We start from the raw sequence: 20,574 nt of genomic DNA on the forward strand, positions 1-20,574 counted from the left end.
ATGGAAAGCCGGCCCGTCCGACTTCCCGCTCCCCACCGACCGTCCCACCCCTGGACCCCACCGTGCCCACATCCCGCGCCGCCCGTCGCCGGCCCCCCGCCGGCCCGCGCCACCTGCACCCCGGTGCCTGGTGGCTGTGGGCGCTCGGCCTGGGCGCGGCCGCCACCCGCACCACCAACCCGCTGGTCCTGCTGCTGCTCGCCGCCGTCGCCGGCTACGTCGTCGCCGCCCGCCGCGGCGACGCCCCCTGGTCGCGCTCCTACGGCGCGTTCCTGCGCCTGGGCCTCCTCGTGCTCGGCATCCGCCTGCTCTTCGCCGTCCTCCTCGGCTCGCCGGTCCCCGGCACCCACGTCCTGTTCACCCTCCCCGAAGTCCCGCTGCCCGCCTGGGCGCAGGGCGTGCGGATCGGCGGCCGGGTCACCGCCGAGGGCCTGCTCGCCGCGCTGTACGACGGGCTGCGGCTGGCCACCCTGCTGGTCTGCGTCGGCGCGGCGAACGCCCTCGCCAGCCCGGCCCGTCTGCTGCGCACGCTCCCCGGCGCGCTCTACGAGGCGGGCGTCGCCGTCGTGGTCGCGATGACCTTCGCCCCGAACCTGGTCGCCGACGTGCAGCGGCTGCGCGCCGCCCGCCGGCTGCGCGGACGCACCGACCGCGGGATCGCCGCCGTGCTCAGCGTCGGCCTGCCCGTCCTGGAGGGCGCGCTGGAGCGCTCGGTGGCGCTGGCGGCCGCGATGGACACCCGCGGCTTCGGCCGTACCGCCGCGGTCCCGCGCCGGATGGCCGTGCTCACCGCGGTGCTCACGCTGTCCGGACTGCTCGGCGTCTGCCTGGCCGCGTACGGACTGCTGACGGCGGGCGGCGCCGGATGGGCGCTGCCGGTGCTCGTGATCGGCCTGGCCGCCGCCTTCGCCGGGCTCCTGCTCGGCGGCCGGCGCTCCGTCCGCACCCGCTACCGGCCGGATCCGTGGGCGCTGCCCGAGTGGCTCACCGCCGGGTCCGGGATCGCGGTCGCCGCGTCGACGGCCTGGCTCGCCGCGCTCGACCCGCTCGCCTTCGCCCCCACCGTCGTCCCGCCGACCGCGCCCGTCCTGCCGGTCGCCGCCGCGGCGGCCGTCCTGCTCGGACTCGTCCCCGCATGCGCGGCCCCGCCCCCGCCGGCCGCCACGGCCGCCGCCGACACCGCTACCGACACCGCCGCCACCACCGACACCGACCCGGCCCAGCCCCGGAGGACCTCGTGATCACCTTCGAACAGGTCGGCGTCCAGTACGCCGACGCCGCGGCCCCCGCGCTCAGCGGCGTCGACCTGACGATCCCCGAGGGCGAACTCTGCCTGCTCGTCGGCCCGTCGGGCTCCGGCAAGTCCACCCTGCTGGGCACGGTGAGCGGCCTCGTCCCGCACTTCACCGGCGGCGTCCTGCACGGCCGGGTCACCGTCGGCGGGCGCGACACCCGTGAGCACCGCCCGCGCGACCTCGCCGACCTGGTCGGCACGGTGGGCCAGGACCCCCGCGCACACTTCGTCACCGACACCGTCGAGGACGAACTCGCCTACGGCATGGAGTCCCTGGGCCTGCCCCCGGACGTGATGCGGCGCCGCGTCGAGGAGACCCTCGACCTGCTCGGCCTGGCCGACCTGCGCCGCCGCGCCCTCACCTCGCTCTCCGGCGGTCAGCAGCAGCGGGTCGCGATCGGCTCGGTGCTCACCGTCCACCCGCGCGTGCTGGTGCTGGACGAGCCCACCTCCGCGCTGGACCCGGGCGCCGCCGAGGAGGTGCTGGCCGTGCTCCAGCGGCTGGTCCACGACCTCGGCACCACCGTGCTGATGGCGGAGCACCGGCTGGAGCGCGTGGTCCAGTACGCCGACCGGGTCCTGCTGCTGACCCCCGGCGCGCCGCCGGTGCTCGGCGAGCCGGCCGAGGTGATGGCGAACGCGCCGGTCCACCCCCCGGTGGTCGGACTCGGACGGCTGGCCGGCTGGCGCCCGCTGCCGCTCACCGTCCGCGACGCCCGCCGCCGGGCCGCCGGACTGCGCGACCGTCTGGCGGAGCACCGCCCGCCCGCCCCGCCCGCCGTCCGGCACGGCGAGCCGCTCGCCACCGCCTCCCGGCTGGTGGTCCGCCGCGGCCCCGTCCCCGCCCTGCGCGGGGTCGACCTGACCCTCCACCCGGGCGAGGTCACCGCCCTGATGGGCCGCAACGGCGCCGGCAAGTCCACCCTGCTCGGCACCCTGGTCGGCCTGCACCCGCCCACCGCCGGCTCGGTCACCGTCGGCGGCCGCACCCCGCACCGCACCCGGCCCGCCGAGCTGATCCGCCAGGTCGGCCTCGTCCCGCAGGACCCGCGCGACCTGCTGTACGGCGAGAGCGTCGGCGCCGAGTGCGCGTCCGCCGACCGCGACGCGGGCGCCGAGCCGGGCACCTGCCGGGCCCTGGTCGAACGGCTGCTGCCCGGCCTCGCCGACACCGCCCACCCGCGCGACCTCTCCGAGGGCCAGCGCCTCACCCTCGCCCTGGCGGTGGTGCTCACCGCCCGCCCGCCGCTGATCCTGCTCGACGAGCCCACCCGGGGACTCGACTACGCGGCCAAGGCCCGGCTGGTGGAGATCCTGCGCGACCTCGCCGCCGCAGGCCACGCGGTGCTGCTCGCCACCCACGACGTCGAACTCGCGGCCGAACTCTCCCACCGCACCGCCGTCCTGGCCGACGGCGAGATCGTCGCGGACGGGCCGACGCCGGAGGTGGTGCTCGGCTCGCCGGCCTTCGCCCCGCAGGTCGCCAAGATCCTGGCGCCGGGCCCGTGGCTGACCGTCCACCAGGTGGCCGACGCCCTCGCGGAGGCCGCCGAGTGAACCCGCCGCACGCCCCGCTGGCCCGCCCCGTCCCGCTCGGCCGCCGCTCGGTGCTCGCCCTCGCCCTGGTCTCCCTGGTCGGCGTGGCGGGCTTCGGCTGGCCGCTGCTCGCCGCCACGGACTCCGCGCTGGTCGGCCACTCGGCCGACGCCCCCTGGCTGTTCGCCCTCCTGCTCCCGCTGCTGCTCGCCGTGCTCGTCGCCCAGATCTCCGAGGGCCGCGCGGCGGGCGGCGGCGCGCCCGGCCTGGACGCCAAGTCGGTGGCCCTGCTCGGTGTGCTGGCCGCCGCCGGCGCCGCGCTGCGCCCGCTCGGCGCGGGCACCGCCGGGCTGGAGCCGATGTTCTTCCTGATGGTGCTGGCCGGCCGGGTGCTCGGGCCGGGCTTCGGCTTCGTGCTCGGCGCGCTGTCGATGTTCGCCTCCGCCCTGCTGACCGGCGGCGTCGGGCCCTGGCTGCCGTTCCAGATGCTCGCGATGGGCTGGGTGAGCCTCGGGGCCGGCCTCCTGCCCGGCCCGGCCCGGCTGCGCGGTCGCCGCGAACTCGTCGTCCTCGCCGGCTACGGAGCCGTGGCCTCGCTCCTCTACGGCGTGATCATGAACCTCCAGGGCTGGCCCTACATCGCGGGCCTGGCGAGCTCGATCTCCTTCGTCCCGGGCGATCCGCTCTCCGACAACCTGGTCCGCTTCGCCGCCTACTGCCTGACCACCTCCCTCGGCTGGGACCTCCCGCGCGCCGCGCTCACCGTCGTCCTCTGCCTCACCCTCGGCACCCCGCTGCTGCGCGCCCTGCGCCGGGCCACCCGCCGCGCCGCCTTCACCGCCCCGATCGCCTTCCGCCCGCCGCCCCGCCCAGCCGGCAGCACCCCGCCGGCCGAAGGGGTGAACCACACCGCCCGCCCCTGACGGCGGTCCGCCGCCTTCGACTGCCCCAGCCGTATGAAGGTCCCGCCGGTCGGGATTCGGCGCCGGTCGATACAGGTACGAGGTTCTGCTGTCAGCGTCGCCCCCCGACAGCGAGGTTCCCGTGTCCCCTGTCCGAAGACTGCGGCCGCGGCCGCCGTACGTCCTGTCCGCATTGCTGGCGGTGGTGCTCGGTGCGGGCGCCGCCGCACTGACCGATCCGGCCCCGGTGGCCCAGGCGGAGGCGGCGAGCGCCGACCACGTCCGGCCGGCCGCGCAACCGGCGGCCAGGGCCGCCGAACCGAGGCCGAGGGGGGCCGGGACACAACGTCCGATCGGCCCGGACCCGGTGGTCGACCTCCTGGCGCACGGCAATCTCACCATGGCCTCCAACTCGGTGCTGACCTGCGACGACAGCGACGGCACGGTCTGCTCGGACACCGAGGGGTCGAACAACGGCCGGACCAAGTTCGTCAAGGTCGACCCGAACGCGCCGGGGCCCAACGCCTCCTCCGCGCAGCTGCTGCTGCCGGCCGGCGCCAACGTCCTGTCGGCCCGGCTGTACTGGCAGTTCAACCCGACCAACACCAGCACCATGGGCGGCACCTCGGGCGACATCAACACCGGCAACCAGGTCTTCTGGAAGGTCCCGGGCGGCGCCTCCTACGAGCAGCTCACCGCCGACACCTACGACTGGTTCGACCAGATGGTCGGCGGCACCCCGCCGGAGCCGCTGCTGGCCGGCGGGGCGGTCAAGGACGTGACCGCGGAGGTGAAGGCGGCCGGCCCGGGCAGCTACACCGTCGCGGACATCCAGGCGTGCGCCGGACGGTCCTCCGCGCAGAACTTCGGCGGCAACAACGTCGGCTGCTGGGGCGGCTGGTCGCTGGTCGTCGCCTACGAGGACCAGGCGGAGCCCTTGCGCTACCTCCAGGTCTGGGACGGCTACCAGCTGCTGCGCGACCCGAACAACGCGACGACGATCACGCTCGGGGGCATCCGCACCCCCGCCACCACGGCCCCGAAGGCGATCATGGGGATCACCGTGGGCGACGGTGACGCCCCGATCGCCGGCGACACCCTGGCCGTCGGCTCCGCGACGGACAACCTGACCCTCCTGCCGATGCCCGGCCCCACCGGGATCGGCACGGACAACGCCTTCACCAGCCGGATCGACCACGTCGCGACGGACGGGACCGGCACCAACATCACCACCCGCGATCCGGACCCGGTCAACAACTACGGCTACGACGCCCGGATGATCGACGTCACCGGCAAGATCCCGGCCGGCAGCCACCAGGCCCTGGTCCGCATCAGCGGCGCCGGTGACGCGCTGGAGCCGCAGGCGCTCTGGCTGGCCCTGGACGCCCTCGAACCCGACCTCCAGGTCTCGAAGGCCAACACGCCGCCCGGCAGCCCCGACGACAACCCGCCCGGCCTGGTCGGCCCCGGTCAGACCATCACCTACTCGTTCACGGTGGCCAACCGCCACCAGGACGGCAGCTCCAGCGACCTCGACACCGCGACCGGCGTCACCGTGACCGACCGGATCCCGGTCGGCACCACCTTCGTCGCCGGGTCCAACCCCGCCTGCCAGGCCTCCGGACAGACCGTCACCTGCACGGTCGCCGACCTGGCACCCGGCGCCGAGGCCACGGTCGCCTTCCAGGTCACCGTCGACGACTCGACCGCCGTCGGCACCCACCTCGACGACACGGCCACACTCCACTTCCGGGGCAGCCAGACCCAGCGGGAGCAGGAGCGCACCAGCAACACCGTCCGCAACACCGTCGCCGAGGTCCCCGGCTACACCATCGTCAAGACCGCCACCCCGGCTACCGCCCGGCCCGGCGACACCGTCCGCTACCGGCTCCAGGTCACCAACACCAGCCAGGCCGACGCCCCGGGCGTCACCCTGACCGACGACCTGTCGGGTCTGCTGAACTCGGCCGCGTACAACAACGACGCCGTCGCGGACCGCGGGAGCGTCAACTTCGCCGGCACCACGCTGACCTGGACCGGTGACCTGCCCGCCGGGGCCAACGCGACGATCGACTACTCCGTCACCGTGCACTCCCCGCTGGCCGCCGACGCGGTGCTGCGCAACGCCGTCACCTCCGGCACCTTCCCGAACAACTGCCCGCCGGGATCGACCGACCCGCGCTGCCGTGCCGAGGTTCCGGTCACCGTGCCGAGCCCGAGCCCGAGCCCGACCCACAGCCACAGTCCGACCCACAGCCCGCGCCCGACCCACAGCCCCAGCCACAGTCACAGTCCGACTCACAGCCCGAGCCCCAGCCCGACCCACAGCCACGGTCCGAGCCCGAGCCCCAGCCCGACCCACAGCCACAGTTCGAGCCCCAGCCCCAGCCCGAGCCCGAGCCACAGCCACAGTTCGAACCCGAACCCCAGCCACAGCCCGGAGCCCGGCCCGACCGGTCCCCCGCACCACGGCGGCCACCTCCCCGAGACCGGTAGCGACACGGCCCGGCTGCTGCCCCTCGTCGGGCTCGCCGCGCTCGGCGCCGTCGCGGCCGGCGCGCTCCTGGTGATCCGGGCCCGCCGCACCCGCTGAGTCCCGTAGGGACGACGCCCGCACGGCGGACACCGACGGCCGCGCCCACGCTCCCCGCGTGGGCGCGGCCTCGTGCGTGTCGGGCTCAGGCCTTGGGGCCGGTGGCCTGGACGACGTCGAAGGACCAGAGGGTCGAGCCGGTGGCGGCGGGGCGCTGCGGGGCCTCGCCCTCGGGGGCGGCGGGGCGGTGGGCCGAGCGCATCGGGCCGGTGAGCCAGGCCTGGAAGGACTCCTCGTCGCGCCAGCGGGTGTAGACGAGGTACTGGTCGGTGCCCTCGACCGGGCGCAGCAGTTCGAAGTACTCGAAGCCGTCCGAGTTCTCCACCGCGCCGGCCCGGGCAGCGAAACGCTTCTCCAGCTCCTCCCGCTGCTCAGCGGGGACGGTCAGGACATTGATCTTGACGACGGACACGCCGTACCTCCTCGGGGTTGTTCTGAGAAGGCAGTCTGCTACACCTCACACGATCCACGGCGGGGCGACCCTGTTCCCGGTCTCCAGGTCGTGCGCGGTGGACGGCGCCGGGGAGGCGACCACGGCGGTGAAGCCCCCGTCGGAGCGCAGCCGGCGCGGGGCTCCGGCGGGCAGCACCAGGGTGTCGCCGGCGGCGGCGCGGTCAGAAGGAGCGGCCCTCCCCGTGGTACGGGGGCTCGTGGCCGGACGGGTCGGGGCGGTCGCGGGCGTCGGCGCAGAGGGTGGAGGCCATCCGGGTGAGCAGGTCGGCGAGATCGGTGTACTGCTTCTCGTCCCAGTCGCCGAGGAGTTCGGCCAGCTGCGTGCGCCGGGCGGCGACCAGCTGGAGGGCCGTCGCCTCGCCCGGTTCGGTGAGGCGCAGCGGCAGCCCGCCGGTGCGGGCGGCCAGACCGCGGCCCTCGACCTCGCGCACCGCCTCCTCCACCACCGGGAACGGGATGATCCGGCGCTCCGCCAGTTCGGCCGGCTCCACGGAGCCGTGGTGGTGCATCTGGAGCAGCAGCCAGCTGGAGGCGGGCTTGAGGTCGAGGCCGGCGGTGGCGGTGATCCGTTTGAACAGGTCGCGCCGCGCCTCACGGGTGCTCAGCACCGACAGGGCCCGGCTGATCTCGTCCAGCGAGGAGCGCTCCACCGGGTTGACGCCGATCGACTCGCTCAGGTCGGGGGCGGTCACGGTGCTGCGCAGCTTCTGCTCCCGCAGGAACAGCGAGAGGACGAAGGCGACCACGGCCACCGGCACCGCGTAGAGGAAGACCCGGGTGATCGACTCGGCGTAGGCGTGGTGGATCCCGGCCTGGGCGGCGGCGGGCAGCTGCCCGATGACGCGCGGGTCGGAGGCGATGGTCCCCGGCTCGAAGCCGGGCGGCAGCGGGATGCCGGCCAGCGCGTCGTGGAGGCGGCGGTTGAGGCCGGAGGCGAAGACCGTGCCGAAGACGGAGACCCCGACCGAGGCGCCGATGGAGCGGAAGAAGGTGGCGCCGGCGGTGGCGACGCCGAGGTCCTGGTAGCCGACCGAGTTCTGCACGATCAGCACCAGCACCTGCATCACCAGGCCGAGGCCCAGCCCGAAGACCAGGAACCAGCAGCTCATCACAAAGGTGCTGGTGTGCTCGTCGAGCGTGGAGAGCAGCAGCAGGCCGACGACGGTGATGGCCGTTCCGGCGATCGGAAAGACTCGGTAGCGACCGGTGCGGGCCACGATCTGCCCGGATCCGATCGATGTGATCAGCATGCCGATCACCATCGGCAGCATGTGGATGCCGGACATCGTCGGCGAGACGCCCATCACGATCTGGAGGAAGGTCGGCAGGTAGGTGAGCGCGCCGAACATCGCGAAGCCGACCACGAAGGAGATGACGGCCACCAGGCTGAACGTCCGGGAGCGGAACAGCCGCAGCGGCAGCACGGGTTCGGCGGCGGTCCGCTCCACCAGGACGAAGGCGCCCAGCAGGACCAGGCCGAGCACGGCCAGGCCGATGATCTGCCAGGAGCCCCACGCCCAGGTGGTGCCGCCGAGCGAGGTCACCAGCACCACGCAGGTGGCGACGGCGGCGATCAGCGTGGTGCCGAGGTAGTCGATCCGGTGCCGGCGCCGGGTCTGCGTGCCGTGCAGCACGGCCGCGATCACGGCGAGGGCGACCACGCCGATCGGCAGGTTGATGTAGAACACCCAGCGCCAGCTGAGGTTGTCGACGAACAGCCCGCCGAGCAGCGGGCCGAGCACGCTGGTGACGCCGAAGACGGCACCGAAGACGCCCTGGTACTTGCCGCGGTCCCGGGGGGCGACGAGGTCCCCGACGATGGCCTGGGAGAGCACGATCAGCCCGCCGCCGCCCAGGCCCTGCAGGGCGCGGAAGGCGATCAGCTCGCCCATGTTCTGGGCGATGCCGCACAGCACCGAGCCCAGCAGGAAGATCACGATGGACGCCTGGAAGAAGACCTTCCGGCCGTACATGTCGCCGAGCTTGCCCCAGAGCGGGGTGGCCGCGGTGGAGGCGAGCAGGTAGGCGGTGACCACCCAGGAGAGGTGTTCCAGGCCGCCGAGGTCGCTGACGATGGTGGGCAGGGCGGTGGAGACGATGGTCTGGTCGAGCGCCGCGAGCAGCATCGCCAGCAGCAGGGCCCCGATCGGCACCCACAGGTTGCCGGGCGCGGGCTGGGGCGGGCCCGGTTCGCCCGCCGGGACCCGGTCGGACGCGGCGGTCGGATCCGTCATGGCGTCTCCGTATCCGTAGCAGCAGCTCTGCGGTGATCACTCCCGGCTCACCATGCTGTCAGAAATGCGACGATTCGCACTTTTTCCGTTGAACCGAACGTCAGGGCGCGCGCGGTCGGGACGCTGTCGCGACCTCCACGTCGACACATCGACCGTCCACCGGCCGCAAACCCCCACCAACCGGCACAAGACCCCCACAACGCGCCGGACGCCCCTGTCCCCCCTCGGGGACGTCCTGCATAATCAGGCCCGTCCGACGTCCGCACACGAGTCCGACCGGAGCCCGATCAGAGCCCGGGTCCGAGACCGCCACCGACCGAGATACCCAGGAGGGCCGGCCGATGCCGGACCAGCACTGCCCGACGTGCGGCACCGCACGCTCCACCGGGTGCGGCTGCCTCGTCCCGGACGGCAGCCTCGACGAGACCACCGTCCTGCCGCACCTGGAAGGCCCGCCGCTGGTCCGCCCGTACGTGCCGCTGGCCGTCGGCCAGGTCGTCGACGGCCCGCCGCCCGGGGCGGCCTACGAAGCGGTGCCGCCGCCACCGGCCGGCGACCCGTTCGGCACCACCGTGCTGCCGCCCGCCGCTCCCCCGCTGGGCCCGGACGCCGACGCCTACGCGACCACCGTGCTGCCGCCGGTCGCCGCCGCCCCGCAGTTCCCGCCGCCGGCCCGGCCGCCGCACCCGCACGACGCACCGGCCGCGCCCGCCGAGGACGAGCTCGGTGTGTTCCCGTTCGCCCACGCCGCCGCCGCACCCGAGACCCCGGCCGCCGGCGGCCGGGCCGCCCGGCGCGCGGCCGAGCAGAAGAGCGCCCGCGGCCCGCTCGCCCGCCGCAAGGGCCTGCTGATCGCGGCCGGCGCCGGCCTGCTGGCCGTCACCGTGGGACTCGCCTACGCCATCACCCCCTCCTCCGCACCGCCCGACGGGGCCGCCCCCGTGCCGACCGCCACGCTCGGCCTGGCGCCGGTGGACCCGACCACGCCGGCCCAGCCGAGCCCGAGCGCACCGTCACCCACCGAGGACACCCCGGCGCCGACACCGACCCCGTCCCGGACGACCGCCAAGGCGTCGCCGAGCAAGTCCCCGACCGGCACCCCGCCCGCGGACGCCCCCGCCACCACGGTGGCCGCCGCCCCGCCTGTGAAGGCGCCGGATCCGGATCCGGCCTCCACCGCCCCACCCGCACCGCCGGCGCCGCTCCCCACCGCCCCGCCGCCCGCGCCCACCACCGCGGCGCCCACCCCGGCCGCCCCCTCCCCGACCGCCCCCCAGACACCGACGCCGACCCCGACGATCCGGGTCCTGGAGTACGGGATGGAGGGGCCCGACGTCCAGGAGCTCCAGCGGAAACTCTCCGTCGTGATCTGCTGGGAGAAGGTGCCCCCGACCGGAAAGTACGACGACCGCACCAAGCTCATCGTCATGTACTTCCAGGACATCAACGGCATCCGGGGCGACGCCCGTGGTGTCTACGGCCCGAGCACCCGCGCCGCCCTGGAGGCCCGAACCGGCTGCTGAACGGCCGGGGGCGCACCGGACCGCCCGGCCGCGTCAGCCCTTGATCGCCTGGAAGATGCTGAACGCGGCCATCAGCACCATCACACCCGCCGCGAACCGGATGATCATCTTCATCGGCACGTGCTTCAGCAGCTTCTGCCCGCCCAGGATCGCGATCCCCGCCACCGCGCACAGCGCCAGCCAGGCACCCAGGCCCACCGCGAGCGGGTCGGCGTACTTGGCGGCCAGGTTGGCGGTCATGATCTGGGTCAGGTCGCCGAACTCGGCGATCGCCACGACCACGAAGCTGGCCCCGGCGACCTTCCAGAAGCTGTTGGCGGACGGCTCCTTGGCGGCGTGCCCGTCCTCCTCGTCACCCCCGCCGTGGAACAGCAGCATCGCCGCGCCGGCCAGGAACAGCACACCGGTGACGCCCTCCACCCAGCGGTGCGGCAGCAGCGAGAGCAGGTGCCCGGCGACCAGCGCGATGCCCACCTGCAGGGCGAAGGCCGCGGCGATGCCGGCGAAGACGTAGCTCGCCCGGTACTTGGCGCCGAGCATCAGGCTGGCCAGGGCGGTCTTGTCCGGCAGTTCGGACAGGAAAATGATGCCGAAGGTGATCACGGCAACGGTCAGGCTCATCGGGGGTGGTGTCCCTCGGGTTCGGGCTGCCGGCCCGCAGCAGCTCCGTCAGGGGTCGCTCCGGCCCGACAGCACTGGTTGGCAATCCACGGCACGCGCACGACGCGCGTCCGTCCACACAGCACTGCGGCCGAAGGTCTCGCCGGCACCGGCCGCGAACCGCGGGTGCCCCGGGCGCCGGGCCCGAGGGGCCAGTATGTCGACGGTCCGGTGGAGGGCTACTCCCCTTCAACGCTGCTCAGCCTACCCGATCACGTCCCCCGGCCGACCGGCGCTCACCAGCCCCCGGCCGACCAGCTCCAGCACCACCACGACCGCCACCGACTCCACCGCCAGCAGCCCGACCAGCACGAACAGCTGCACCGCGCCCGCCTGGACCGGCGAGGCCCCGCCGAGCAGCATGCCGACGAAGGCGCCCGGCAGGGTGACCAGGCCCACCGTGCGGGTCTGGTCGAGCGCCGGGACGAGCGAGGTGGCGGCGGCCGTGCGGCAGATCTCCATCCGGGCGTCCCGGTCCTCGAAGCCGAGCGCCAGCGCCGCCTCGACCTCGCCGTGCCGCTGGCGCAGCTCGTCCAGGGCGCGCCGCCCGGACAGCGAGGTGGCGCTGAGCGCGCCGCCGATCAGGATGCCGGCGACCGGGATGACCGACAGGCCCTCGAACGGCAGCAGCCCGCTGCCGAGCAGCAGCAGGAGCACCGGCAGCACCCCGGCCCCGATCGGCGCGGCCGCCCACAGCCAGCCGCGCCCGGGGGCCGGCACCATCCGCCGCCCGGCGGTGCGCACCGCGACCGTGAACATCAGCAGCACGAAGAGCGCCGACCACCAGCGCGAGCCGACCACCCAGGTGATCACCAGCGCGACCGCGGCGAGCTGCACCACCGCGCGCAGCCCGGCCCGCAGGACGGCGTGCCCCTGGCCGAGCCGCCCCCACCCGGCGACGGCCACGCCGGCCAGCAGCAGCAGGGCGGTGACCACGCCCAGCCCCGGGGTGACCGGCAGCAGCTGCCCCGCGTCGGCGAGCGACGACGCGCCCGACCGGCCGGGCACCGGTCAGATCCAGCTGGTGAACCACATCCGGTCCTGCCAGGACGACATCGGGATCACCTCCGCCGTGTACAGCGGGTAGAAGAAGGCGAAGCAGGCCATGATCGCCAGCACGATCAGCCCGGCGCCGATCGCACCGATCCGGCGCCGTTCGGGCGGGCACCCCGGCGGCCCCAGCATCGCTCCCAGCATCTGCGCCACGGCCAGGCAGAGGAAGGGGACGAGCACCACCATGTAGAAGGAGAAGACCGTCCGCTCCTGGTACTGGAACCACGGCAGGTAGACGCCGGCCACACCGCACAGCACCGCGCCGGAGCGCCAGTCCCGGCGGAAGACCCAGCGCCAGAGCAGGTAGACCAGCGCGATGCAGGCCGTCCACCAGAGCAGCGGGGTGCCGAGGCCGAGGATCTGCGCCGCGCAGCCGCCGGAGTCGGTGCAGCCGCGCTGTCCGGCCGGCACCTGCTCCCAGTACATGGAGACCGGCCGGCCCTGGACCAGCCAGCTGAACGGGTTGGACTGGTAGGTGTGCGGGCTGCTCAGGCCGGTATTGAAGTCGTACATCTGGGCGTGGTAGTGCCAGAGGCTGCGCAGCGGCGCGGGCACCCAGCTCATCGACACCTGCGGCAGCCCGATGCCGAGGACGCTGTCCGGGGAGAGCCCGGCCCGGCCGTCGGCCCACTGGCGGTCGAAGCCGCCGCGGGTGAACAGCCAGCCGGACCAGCCGCCGAGGTAGACGAGAAACGCGGAGCCGACCATGGCGAGGAAGGCGGGCAGCGCGTCGAGGCGGAGCATCGCGCGCCAGGGGCGGCGGGCGCCGGCCCAGCGGCGGCCCGACTGGTCCCACAGCACGGTGAGCAGGCCGAAGGCGGCGAGCACCATGGCGCCGTTCCACTTGACCCCGGCGGCGGCGCCCAGGCAGAGCCCGGCGGTGATCCGCCAGGGCCGCAGGCCGAGCCGCACGGTGTCGCCGCCGCGCTCGGGCAGGACGGCGGCGAGCCGGGCGCGGGTGCGGTCGCGGTCGATCAGCAGCGCCCCGAAGGCGGCCAGGACGAAGAACATCTGGATGCCGTCGAGCAGGCCCACCCGGCTCATCACCAGCTGGAGGCCGTCGACGGCCATCAGCAGGGCGGCGGTGCAGCCGATCAGGGTGGAGCCGAAGAGCCGGCGGCCGATCCGGGCGAGCATCAGCACGGTGACGGTGCCGAGCAGCGCGGTCATGAACCGCCAGCCGAAGGGGTGCAGGCCGAAGGCCCACTCACCGAGGGACATCACCCATTTGCCGAGCGGCGGGTGGGCGATGAACTCGGGCGCCGAGGTCAGCGGGACCTGCTGCGGGACGGCCAGGATCTGCTCGTTGGCGTGCTCCGGCCAGGTGCCCTCGTAACCCTGCTGGAGCAGGGACCAGGCGTCCTTGGGGTAGTAGGTCTCGTCGAAGACGAAGGCGTTGGGGTAGCCGAGGTTCCAGAACCGCAGCAGCCCGGCGAAGACCGCCACGGCGATCGGTCCGAGCCAGTCGGAGCGGTCCGCCGCCCGGCGCAGCAGCCCCCGCCGCTCCGGTGCCGGGTCGGCGGGTGCCGCTTCCGCCGGGGGGTGGGTGAGCGCCGCTTGGGTCATGGTGTGGATAGCCTCGCCGATTTCGCCTGTCTCGCCTGTGCCGGTCGTGGCCGGCCGGTGCCCCCCGGGGCCGGCCGGACGGTCGACAGCCACTGACACTATGTGCCGCCGAGCGTGAAACCAAGCGCGACGGGCGCCGGACAGGTGACCTGTCCGGCGCCCGTCGGGGCGGTGCGGCCCGGGGATCAGGCGGCGGCCTGGAGCTCCCGGACCGGTCGGGCCGGGGCGCGGACCGGGGCCGCGGGGGCCTGCTCCTCGCCGGCCGGGCCGTCGACCGCGTTGTCCTGGGCGGCGGTGAGGTACGGCCGCAGGCGCAGCGCCAGGACGACGATCAGCACGGTGCTGCCGGCCATCGCCGCCAGGTAGAGCGGCCAGGTGCCGGAGCCGACCAGCAGCACGCCCACCGCCGGGCCGACCGCGATCGCGATCTGCTTCACCAGGGCGTACCCGGCGTTGTAGGTGCCGAGCAGCCGGGCCGGGGCGAGGTCGGCGACCATCGGGCCCATGGTGGGGGCGAGCAGCGACTCGCCGACACCGAACAGGGCGTAGATCGAGACGATCGCGACCGTGGCGGCCATCGCCTCGGTCCGGATCAGCCCGGCCACCAGGGCCATCGCCCAGGCACCCAGCCAGACCACGGCGGCGGCGGCCATCGCGGTGGTGCGCCGGCGACGGGCGGTGATCCGCACCACGAACATCTGCAGCACCACGATGGTCAGCGCGTTGGCGCCGATGGCGATGCCCAGGGTGGACGGGGCGGTGCCGACGGTGTCGGTGGCGAAGGCGGCGACGCCGGACTCGAACTGGCCGTAGCAGGTGAAGAAGATCAGCCCGGCGAGGATGCTGAGCCGGAGCATGGCCTTGTCGGCGAGCAGGGCGCGCAGACCCTGCGGGCCGTCGTTCTGCTCCTGGACGAGCAGCGGGGCGGCCTTGGGGATCCGGGCGGTACCGGTCACCAGGGCGAGGCCGAGGAAGGTCGCGGCCTCGATGGTGAACAGCCGGGTCAGGCTGGCCGGGTCGGTGACGTTCACGATCTGCCCGCCGACCAGCGCGCCGATGCCCATGCCCAGGTTGACCAGGGTGAACTGCAGCGCGAAGGCGTGCGAGCGGGTCGCCGCGGTGGAGCAGCGGACGATCATCGTGGCGAGCGCCGGCTGGCAGGTGGTGACACCCGCGCCGAACAGGAACGAGGAGACCAGCAGCGCCGGAGTGCCGGTGGCGTGCCCGAAGGCGAACGCTCCGGTGGCGGCCAGCGCGGTGCCGGCCAGCAGCACCGGGCGCGGCCCGTACCGGTCGATGCCGCGGCCGGTGAACGGCAGGACGGCCAGCGCGGCCAGCGCGAAGACGGTGAACACCATCCCGGCGGCGAGCGAACCGAGCCCGCGGACCTGGTCCACGTACACGAACATGTACGGCATCGTGAATCCGCTGCCGAACGCGCTGAGCGCGTTTCCGATCTGGACGCGGCGCAGCGGGCCGCCCGCCCCGCGTCGCTGCTGCCTCTGCTGCTTCACCGTGCCGGTCACCGTGCACACCCCTTCATTGCGGACGGGCCCCGTCAGGGCTCCGTCAGTTTCGCTGCGTACTCTTAAGGGAAGAAGACTTAAGAGCTAAAGTTTGACTCTAAAGTCTTAGCACCCGAAGAGTGCTGAGTCAAAGGCTTAAGGAGTGCACTTCGCATGGGAGACTGGTCCGCATGACTGCAGAGAAGCCCGCGCCGGCCACCCCCCGCGAGCTGGGCATCGCCGAGCAGGTGGCCCTCTACCAGCGGGAATTCCCCACCGTCGACCCGCAGGTGGAGACCATCGTGCAGACGCTCTCCCGGGTCGCCCGGCGGATGAGCGTCGCCTACGACCGCCAGCTGACTGTGCTCGGAATCACCTCCGCCGAGTGGGAGGTGCTCAAGGCGCTGGTCGTCGCCGGCGACCCCTACCGGCTCGGGCCCGGCGAGCTGGCCAAGCGGCTCGGACTCACCCCCGCCGCGATGACCCACCGGATCGACCGGATGGTCACCGAGGGACTGGTCACCCGGGAGCGGGACGAGTCCAACCGGGTCCGGGTGATCATCGAGCTCACCGAGCTCGGCCGGGACAAGTGGCTGGAGTCGATGCGGATGGCCGCGGTCTTCGAGGAGGAGCTGCTCCAGGACCTCGTCGGCGAGGACCGCACCGTGCTCTCCGGGATGCTCGCCCGGATGCTGCGCCGGATCGAGGAGAGCCAGCCGGACGCCCTCGGGCGCACCGCCGACCTGAACTGAGGGCGCACGGACAGCAGTCCGGCCCGCCGGGGGACTCCCCCGGCGGGCCGGACCGTTTCGTGCGGTGGTGCGAGGGTCCGTCAGGCCCTCATCCGATCAGTGGTGGATCAGCAGGGGCCGTTGTCGGTCCAGACACCCCAGGCGCCGCTGGCGCTCGGGTCGTCGCCCTTGGTCCACCACTTGTTGGTGTAGTAGTGGCCCTTCCAGGAGACCTTGGTCGAGGTCGCGTAGGTGGCGGCCGCGTCCCAGCTCGGGGCGCCCGCGCAGCCGGCCGGGGTGGTCGGCGGCGTGGTCGGCGGGGTCGTGGGCGGGGTGGTCGGCGGCGTGGTGGGCGGCGTGGTCGGCGGGGTGGTCGGCGGGGTGGTCACCGGCGGGGCCGGGCAGCCGGCGGCCGAACCGTTGGTGGCCTCGACCATCTTGTCGAACAGGGCGGTCTTGTTGCCCAGGTCGTACAGCGAGAAGGCGAAGGAGCCACCGAGGCCGTTGCAGTGCGCGTAGTCCAGCTTGGCCTGGATCGAGCGGGCGTCCTCACCGGACCAGAAGACGTTGCCGTCGTAGAAGTAGGTCGCCTTGGCGTCCTCGTCCCAGTAGGTCTTCGCCGGGTTGTCGACGAAGCCGGCCAGCTCCTTGTACATCTGGATGCCGGCGACGCCACCCGAGAGCGGGGCACCCGGGGCCGGGGCGGTGGCGGCCTGGAACAGACCGTTCTTGCCGTTGTTCTGGACGCCGGTCCAGCCGCGGTAGTAGAACGGCACGCCGACGTTGATCTTCTTGGCCGGGAAGCCGCCGGGGATGCCGTACTGCGGGTCGCCCACGGTGTAGGCCTTGACGGCGTTGTCGACCGAGTACTTGCCGGTGCCACCGGGGACCGGGTTCATCGGGTCGTTCGGGCCGCTGTAGATCGGGGCCTGGTGGTTGGTCGGGCCCTTGGCCTCCCAGCCGCCGTGCATGTCGTACGTCATGATGTCGAGGAACGACAGGTACTGACCGATCTTGTCGGTCTCGACGTTCTTGATCTTGTCCTGACCGGCGCCCACCGCGGCCGCGGTGTGGTAGGTCTTGCCGTCGGCCTTGCCCTGCGCGTCGAGCTGCTCGCGCAGCTCCTTCAGCAGCAGGGTGAAGTTCTGCTTGTCGTTCGGGCTCTCCTGGTTGCCGAGGTGGCCGCCGCCGCCCGGGTACTCCCAGTCGATGTCGATGCCGTCGAAGATGCCGGCCGCCGAGCCCGGGCCGCCGTAGCCGGCGTCGACCGGCAGGTTGCCCTTGATGAACATGTCGATGCAGGACGAGACCAGCTTCTTGCGCGAGGCGTCCGTGGCAGCCGCCGACGAGAAGTACTTGGAGTACGTCCACCCGCCGAGCGAGATCAGGATCTTGAGGTTCGGGTTCTTCGCCTTCAGCTTCTTCAGCTGGTTGAAGTTGCCCGCGATCGGCTGGCCCCAGACGTCGCCGACGCCGTCGACCGAGATGTCCGGGCCGAAGCTCTTCTGGTAGTCGGCGAACGCGTCCGCCGCACCGTCACCCGCGCTCGGGTTGTTCTCGTCCTGGCTCGCGGCCTTGGTGGCCTGGAAACAGGTGCCGTTGGTGGGGTGGATGTTGGCGAACGAGTAGATCAGGTAGTCCAGCTTCCCGGCGACGCCGGTGTCCTGGATCGTCTTGGGGTAGTACGCGTTCGAGTAGATCGACCACTGGTCGAAGTAGGCGACCTTGATGCCACCGCTGGTGGCGGGCGCGCCGGTGCTGTTGCCGACGGCGGCGTTGGCGGTGGCGCCGCCGCTGAGCGCGAGGCCCGCGCCGAGCAGCAGGGAGGCCGTGGTACCGGCGGCGATCGCGGTCAGGGACTTGGACCGCTTGCGGCGGCCGCCCTCCTGAACCGGGGCCCCGGCCCTTTCGATGCGTGAACGGAGCATGGGTGCGTGACTCCTGGGTGTGGGGGATTCCGACGCGCCCCGGGGCGCAGGTACGGGGTGGGGCCGTACGACCGGGACATGACAGAACAGGATGGGGGAATCGAGCGGAACATGCCTTGACGGACGCCGGGATAAGCCGAACCGGCGTCAGCGGCGAACCGCTGACGCCGGCTCAGGGGCTCCCTGCACCTGGGCACTAAAATGGACTAGACCAACTACCCCGTCAAGGGGTGATGTTGACGCTTGAGCCGCCCTTAAGGTTCGCCGGGAACCGAAGCACCCCCGCTGACCTGCGGATCAGCGGGGGTGGCCGGGACGCGGCGGGGAAGGCCGTACGCGGTCAGTACCGAACGGCATTGGCGACTGCGACCTTCACCGAACCCGAGAGGTCCCGGTTGCTGGTCGCCTTCGCCTCGGTCTTCTGACCAGCCGCCAGGTCCGGCACGGTCACCGCCGTCACGTCCAGCACATTGCCGCTGTCGTCGGTGAAGTTCACCTGGATCACGTACCGACTGGTGTCCTGCCCGTGGTTGGTGACGGTCAGCGTCGTCTCGGCCTTGCCGTTCGCGAACGAGACCGCTCCGAGCGCGACGTCGCCCTTCGCGTCCAGCCCGCCCTTGATGCCGGCGATCGCGGAGGAGGCCTTCGCCTGCGCCGAGGAGACCGCGGAGGCCGCCGCCGAGGGCAGCCCGCCGGCCGCCGAGGCCAGTACCGAACTCGCGGCCGAGGCCGCGGCGGAGGCGGCGCCGGCGATCGCCGAACCCGCCTGCGCGGCGGCCGTGCTGGCCGCGGCGCCGGTCTTGCCCTCGCTGGACGAGGAGCAGCCCGCCAGCGCCGCCCCGCCGACCAGGGCGGCGACCACCGCCGCGGTCAGCACGCGGTGCGGGCGGCGGACGACGGGGGCGCAGGGGTCGGCGGCGGTCGGCCGGGACGGGGCCGCGGGGCGGCGGATCGATTGGCGGTCCATCGGGGTCCTCGATTCTGGCCGTCGGGGTTCCGGCCGTCGGGTCCGGCCGGCGCCGGGCTGCCCGGCGGGCCTCCCCGCCCACGTTCCGGGGAGCGCGCGGCGTTCGCCACCAGGGCCGGGGCGTTCGGGTGACCCCGCCCCGGCAGGTGCGCCGGGTCAGGAGAGCCCGGCGCCCTCCTGGGTCTCCGCCTCCACCGCCGCGCGCTCCTCCGCCAGCCGCAGGGCGTGCCGGCGGCGGGCCACCACCCCGTACGCCGAGGCCGCGCTCGCCGCGAAGGCCAGCAGGCCGGCCCACGGCTGGTTGAAGGCGTGCCCGGTCAGGTGGTCCAGCGAGTACCGGCCCGGGCCGGCCAGGCCCAGCGCCAGACCGGTCGCGCCGAGGAACGCCGGGTACTCGTAGCCGCCGCCCATCGCGAAGAAGCCCGACGGGGCGTGCACCGCGACCGCGCCCGCCATCGTCCCGGCCACCACCGCGCCGGCCGCGGGTGTGGCCAGCCCGGCCACCAGCATCGCGCCGCCGCCGGCCTCGCCGAGGCCCGCGGCCAGGGCGCTCTGTCGCGGCGGGTGGAAGCCCATCGCCTCCATCGCCTTGGCGGTGCCGTCCAGGCCGCCACCGCCGAACCAGCCGAACAGCTTCTGGGTGCCGTGGGCGATCAGCACCCCGCCGACGGCACCACGCAGGGCCAGCAGGCCCAGGTCGCTACGGTTCAGAGCCATGTCGAAGTCCCCTCGGGAGCCCTCCGCCGCGCGGAGGGGTGGTCCGGCTTCCATGGCAGCGGAAAGCGCCGGTCGGCTCGACCCGGGGCGGCCGTTCGGGCGAATCAGGGTGCGAACGGGAATAATTCGGACAGGCGTGGCAGCCGGGCGGGGCCGATCGCCGCGGCCATGCTTGGCGCATGTTCGTCTTCGATCTGAGCAGCGCCTTCATCGCCTTCTTCGCCGTGGTCGGCCCGCCGAAGGTCCTGCTGTCCTTCGCCCGGCTGGCCGGCACCCGGAGCACCGGGGAGCTGCGGCGGCTGGCGGCCTGGAGCTCGGTCATCTCGGCCGTGATCGGGACGGGCCTCGCCTTCAGCGCCGACTTCGTCACCTCGCTGTTCCACATCAGCGACCAGTCGTTGCAGCTCGCCGGCGGACTGATCTTCTTCGTCTACGCGGTCGCGCTGGTCTTCGGCGTGCACCTCGGCGCCGGCGCCGACGAGGCGGACGAGCACCTCGCCGGCCCGCTGGTGGACGGCATCCGCGAGCTGATGCTGCCGTACCTGGCCAGCCCGCTCGCCGTCACCGCGGTCCTGGTCGGTTCGCTCGCCAAGGACGACTGGGGCTGGCACGCCACCGTGGCCGGCGCGTACGTCGCCGTGGTGGTGATCAACTTCATCAGCGTCGCCGTGCTCGCCCCGCTGATGCAGCGCACCCACCGGACCTCGCTGGAGGTGATCGCCCGGCTGCTCGGCCTGCTGCTCGCGGCGGTCGGCGCCGAGCTGTTCCTCGAAGGGCTGGCCGGGCTCGGCGTGCACCTGCCCGCGGGGCACTGAGGGGCGCCGAGGGGTACTGAGCCGCGCTGCGACTCGGGGCGCAGCGCGGCGGAGCGGTTCGGGCGGCGCGGCAGCGCGGCGGAGCGGTTCGGGCGGC

General features: G+C 73.8%; 17 protein-coding genes. 7 read left to right on the top strand and 10 right to left on the bottom strand.

Annotated features, from left to right (window positions below; translation table 11 throughout):
• Nucleotides 1-62 precede the first annotated feature (62 nt).
• The 4 genes from ABZW10_RS09285 (at nt 63) to ABZW10_RS09300 (ending at nt 6,325) form a co-directional block, all read left to right on the top strand.
• The gene (locus ABZW10_RS09285; RefSeq protein WP_355362015.1) at nt 63-1,241 is read left to right on the top strand and encodes a CbiQ family ECF transporter T component; all 1,179 of its coding nucleotides are present in this window, start codon (nt 63-65) and stop codon (nt 1,239-1,241) included.
• Nucleotides 1,238-2,851, top strand: coding sequence for an ATP-binding cassette domain-containing protein (locus tag ABZW10_RS09290; RefSeq protein WP_355362017.1), 1,614 nt, complete (start codon nt 1,238-1,240; stop codon nt 2,849-2,851). Before ABZW10_RS09285 ends, ABZW10_RS09290 begins: the two co-directional genes overlap by 4 nt.
• The gene (locus ABZW10_RS09295) at nt 2,848-3,753 is read left to right on the top strand and encodes an ECF transporter S component (RefSeq protein ID WP_355362019.1); all 906 of its coding nucleotides are present in this window, start codon (nt 2,848-2,850) and stop codon (nt 3,751-3,753) included. Before ABZW10_RS09290 ends, ABZW10_RS09295 begins: the two co-directional genes overlap by 4 nt.
• A gap of 121 nt (nt 3,754-3,874) precedes the next feature.
• A complete protein-coding gene (locus ABZW10_RS09300; protein ID WP_355362021.1) occupies nt 3,875-6,325 on the top strand; it encodes an LPXTG cell wall anchor domain-containing protein in 2,451 nt (816 codons plus the stop codon).
• A gap of 85 nt (nt 6,326-6,410) precedes the next feature.
• Here ABZW10_RS09300 and ABZW10_RS09305 read toward each other — a convergent pair whose 3' ends face one another.
• The 3 genes from ABZW10_RS09305 to ABZW10_RS09315 are packed head-to-tail and all read right to left on the bottom strand — an operon-like array spanning nt 6,411 to nt 9,012.
• Nucleotides 6,411-6,737 carry an antibiotic biosynthesis monooxygenase gene (locus ABZW10_RS09305; RefSeq protein WP_355362023.1) on the bottom strand — a complete coding sequence of 109 codons (327 nt, stop codon included), beginning with the start codon at nt 6,735-6,737 and terminating at the stop codon, nt 6,411-6,413.
• A 45-nt stretch (nt 6,738-6,782) separates the two neighbouring features.
• Nucleotides 6,783-6,914, bottom strand: a complete 132-nt coding sequence (locus ABZW10_RS09310) for a hypothetical protein (RefSeq protein WP_355362025.1) — start codon at nt 6,912-6,914, stop codon at nt 6,783-6,785.
• 25 nt (nt 6,915-6,939) lie between these two features.
• Nucleotides 6,940-9,012 (bottom strand): MDR family MFS transporter, encoded by a 2,073-nt coding sequence (locus ABZW10_RS09315; RefSeq protein ID WP_355362027.1) that lies wholly within the window; start codon nt 9,010-9,012, stop codon nt 6,940-6,942.
• Nucleotides 9,013-9,353: 341 nt separating this feature from the next.
• On the opposite strand from ABZW10_RS09315, the gene ABZW10_RS09320 reads away from it, so the two are divergent.
• Nucleotides 9,354-10,535 (top strand): peptidoglycan-binding protein, encoded by a 1,182-nt coding sequence (locus tag ABZW10_RS09320; protein ID WP_355362029.1) that lies wholly within the window; start codon nt 9,354-9,356, stop codon nt 10,533-10,535.
• 33 nt (nt 10,536-10,568) lie between these two features.
• On the opposite strand, the gene ABZW10_RS09325 is transcribed toward ABZW10_RS09320, so the two are convergent.
• From ABZW10_RS09325 to ABZW10_RS09340, 4 genes are all read right to left on the bottom strand, one after another.
• On the bottom strand, nt 10,569-11,156 hold the full coding sequence (locus ABZW10_RS09325) for a TMEM165/GDT1 family protein (protein WP_355362031.1): 588 nt from the start codon (nt 11,154-11,156) through the stop codon (nt 10,569-10,571).
• Between the two features lie 243 nt (nt 11,157-11,399).
• A complete protein-coding gene (locus ABZW10_RS09330; RefSeq protein WP_355362033.1) occupies nt 11,400-12,203 on the bottom strand; it encodes an ABC transporter permease in 804 nt (267 codons plus the stop codon).
• A gap of 3 nt (nt 12,204-12,206) precedes the next feature.
• Nucleotides 12,207-13,814 (bottom strand): phospholipid carrier-dependent glycosyltransferase, encoded by a 1,608-nt coding sequence (locus tag ABZW10_RS09335; protein ID WP_355362035.1) that lies wholly within the window; start codon nt 13,812-13,814, stop codon nt 12,207-12,209.
• Nucleotides 13,815-13,999: 185 nt separating this feature from the next.
• Nucleotides 14,000-15,340, bottom strand: a complete 1,341-nt coding sequence (locus ABZW10_RS09340) for an MFS transporter (protein ID WP_355362037.1) — start codon at nt 15,338-15,340, stop codon at nt 14,000-14,002.
• 170 nt (nt 15,341-15,510) lie between these two features.
• Here ABZW10_RS09340 and ABZW10_RS09345 point away from each other — a divergent pair, with 170 nt between their 5' ends.
• The gene (locus ABZW10_RS09345) at nt 15,511-16,071 is read left to right on the top strand and encodes a MarR family transcriptional regulator (protein ID WP_355362039.1); all 561 of its coding nucleotides are present in this window, start codon (nt 15,511-15,513) and stop codon (nt 16,069-16,071) included.
• Between the two features lie 107 nt (nt 16,072-16,178).
• On the opposite strand, the gene ABZW10_RS09350 is transcribed toward ABZW10_RS09345, so the two are convergent.
• The 3 genes from ABZW10_RS09350 to ABZW10_RS09360 form a co-directional block, all read right to left on the bottom strand.
• Nucleotides 16,179-17,978 carry a glycosyl hydrolase family 18 protein gene (locus tag ABZW10_RS09350; protein WP_355362041.1) on the bottom strand — a complete coding sequence of 600 codons (1,800 nt, stop codon included), beginning with the start codon at nt 17,976-17,978 and terminating at the stop codon, nt 16,179-16,181.
• A gap of 340 nt (nt 17,979-18,318) precedes the next feature.
• Nucleotides 18,319-18,945 carry an FxLYD domain-containing protein gene (locus tag ABZW10_RS09355; protein ID WP_355362043.1) on the bottom strand — a complete coding sequence of 209 codons (627 nt, stop codon included), beginning with the start codon at nt 18,943-18,945 and terminating at the stop codon, nt 18,319-18,321.
• 156 nt (nt 18,946-19,101) lie between these two features.
• Nucleotides 19,102-19,662 carry a DoxX family protein gene (locus tag ABZW10_RS09360; protein ID WP_355362045.1) on the bottom strand — a complete coding sequence of 187 codons (561 nt, stop codon included), beginning with the start codon at nt 19,660-19,662 and terminating at the stop codon, nt 19,102-19,104.
• Nucleotides 19,663-19,841: 179 nt separating this feature from the next.
• Between ABZW10_RS09360 and ABZW10_RS09365 the strand changes: the two genes are divergently transcribed.
• The gene (locus ABZW10_RS09365) at nt 19,842-20,477 is read left to right on the top strand and encodes a MarC family protein (RefSeq protein ID WP_355362047.1); all 636 of its coding nucleotides are present in this window, start codon (nt 19,842-19,844) and stop codon (nt 20,475-20,477) included.
• The last annotated feature ends 97 nt before the right edge of the window (nt 20,478-20,574 follow it).

Source organism: Kitasatospora sp. NPDC004723, assembly GCF_040609255.1.
GTDB lineage: Bacteria > Actinomycetota > Actinomycetes > Streptomycetales > Streptomycetaceae > Kitasatospora.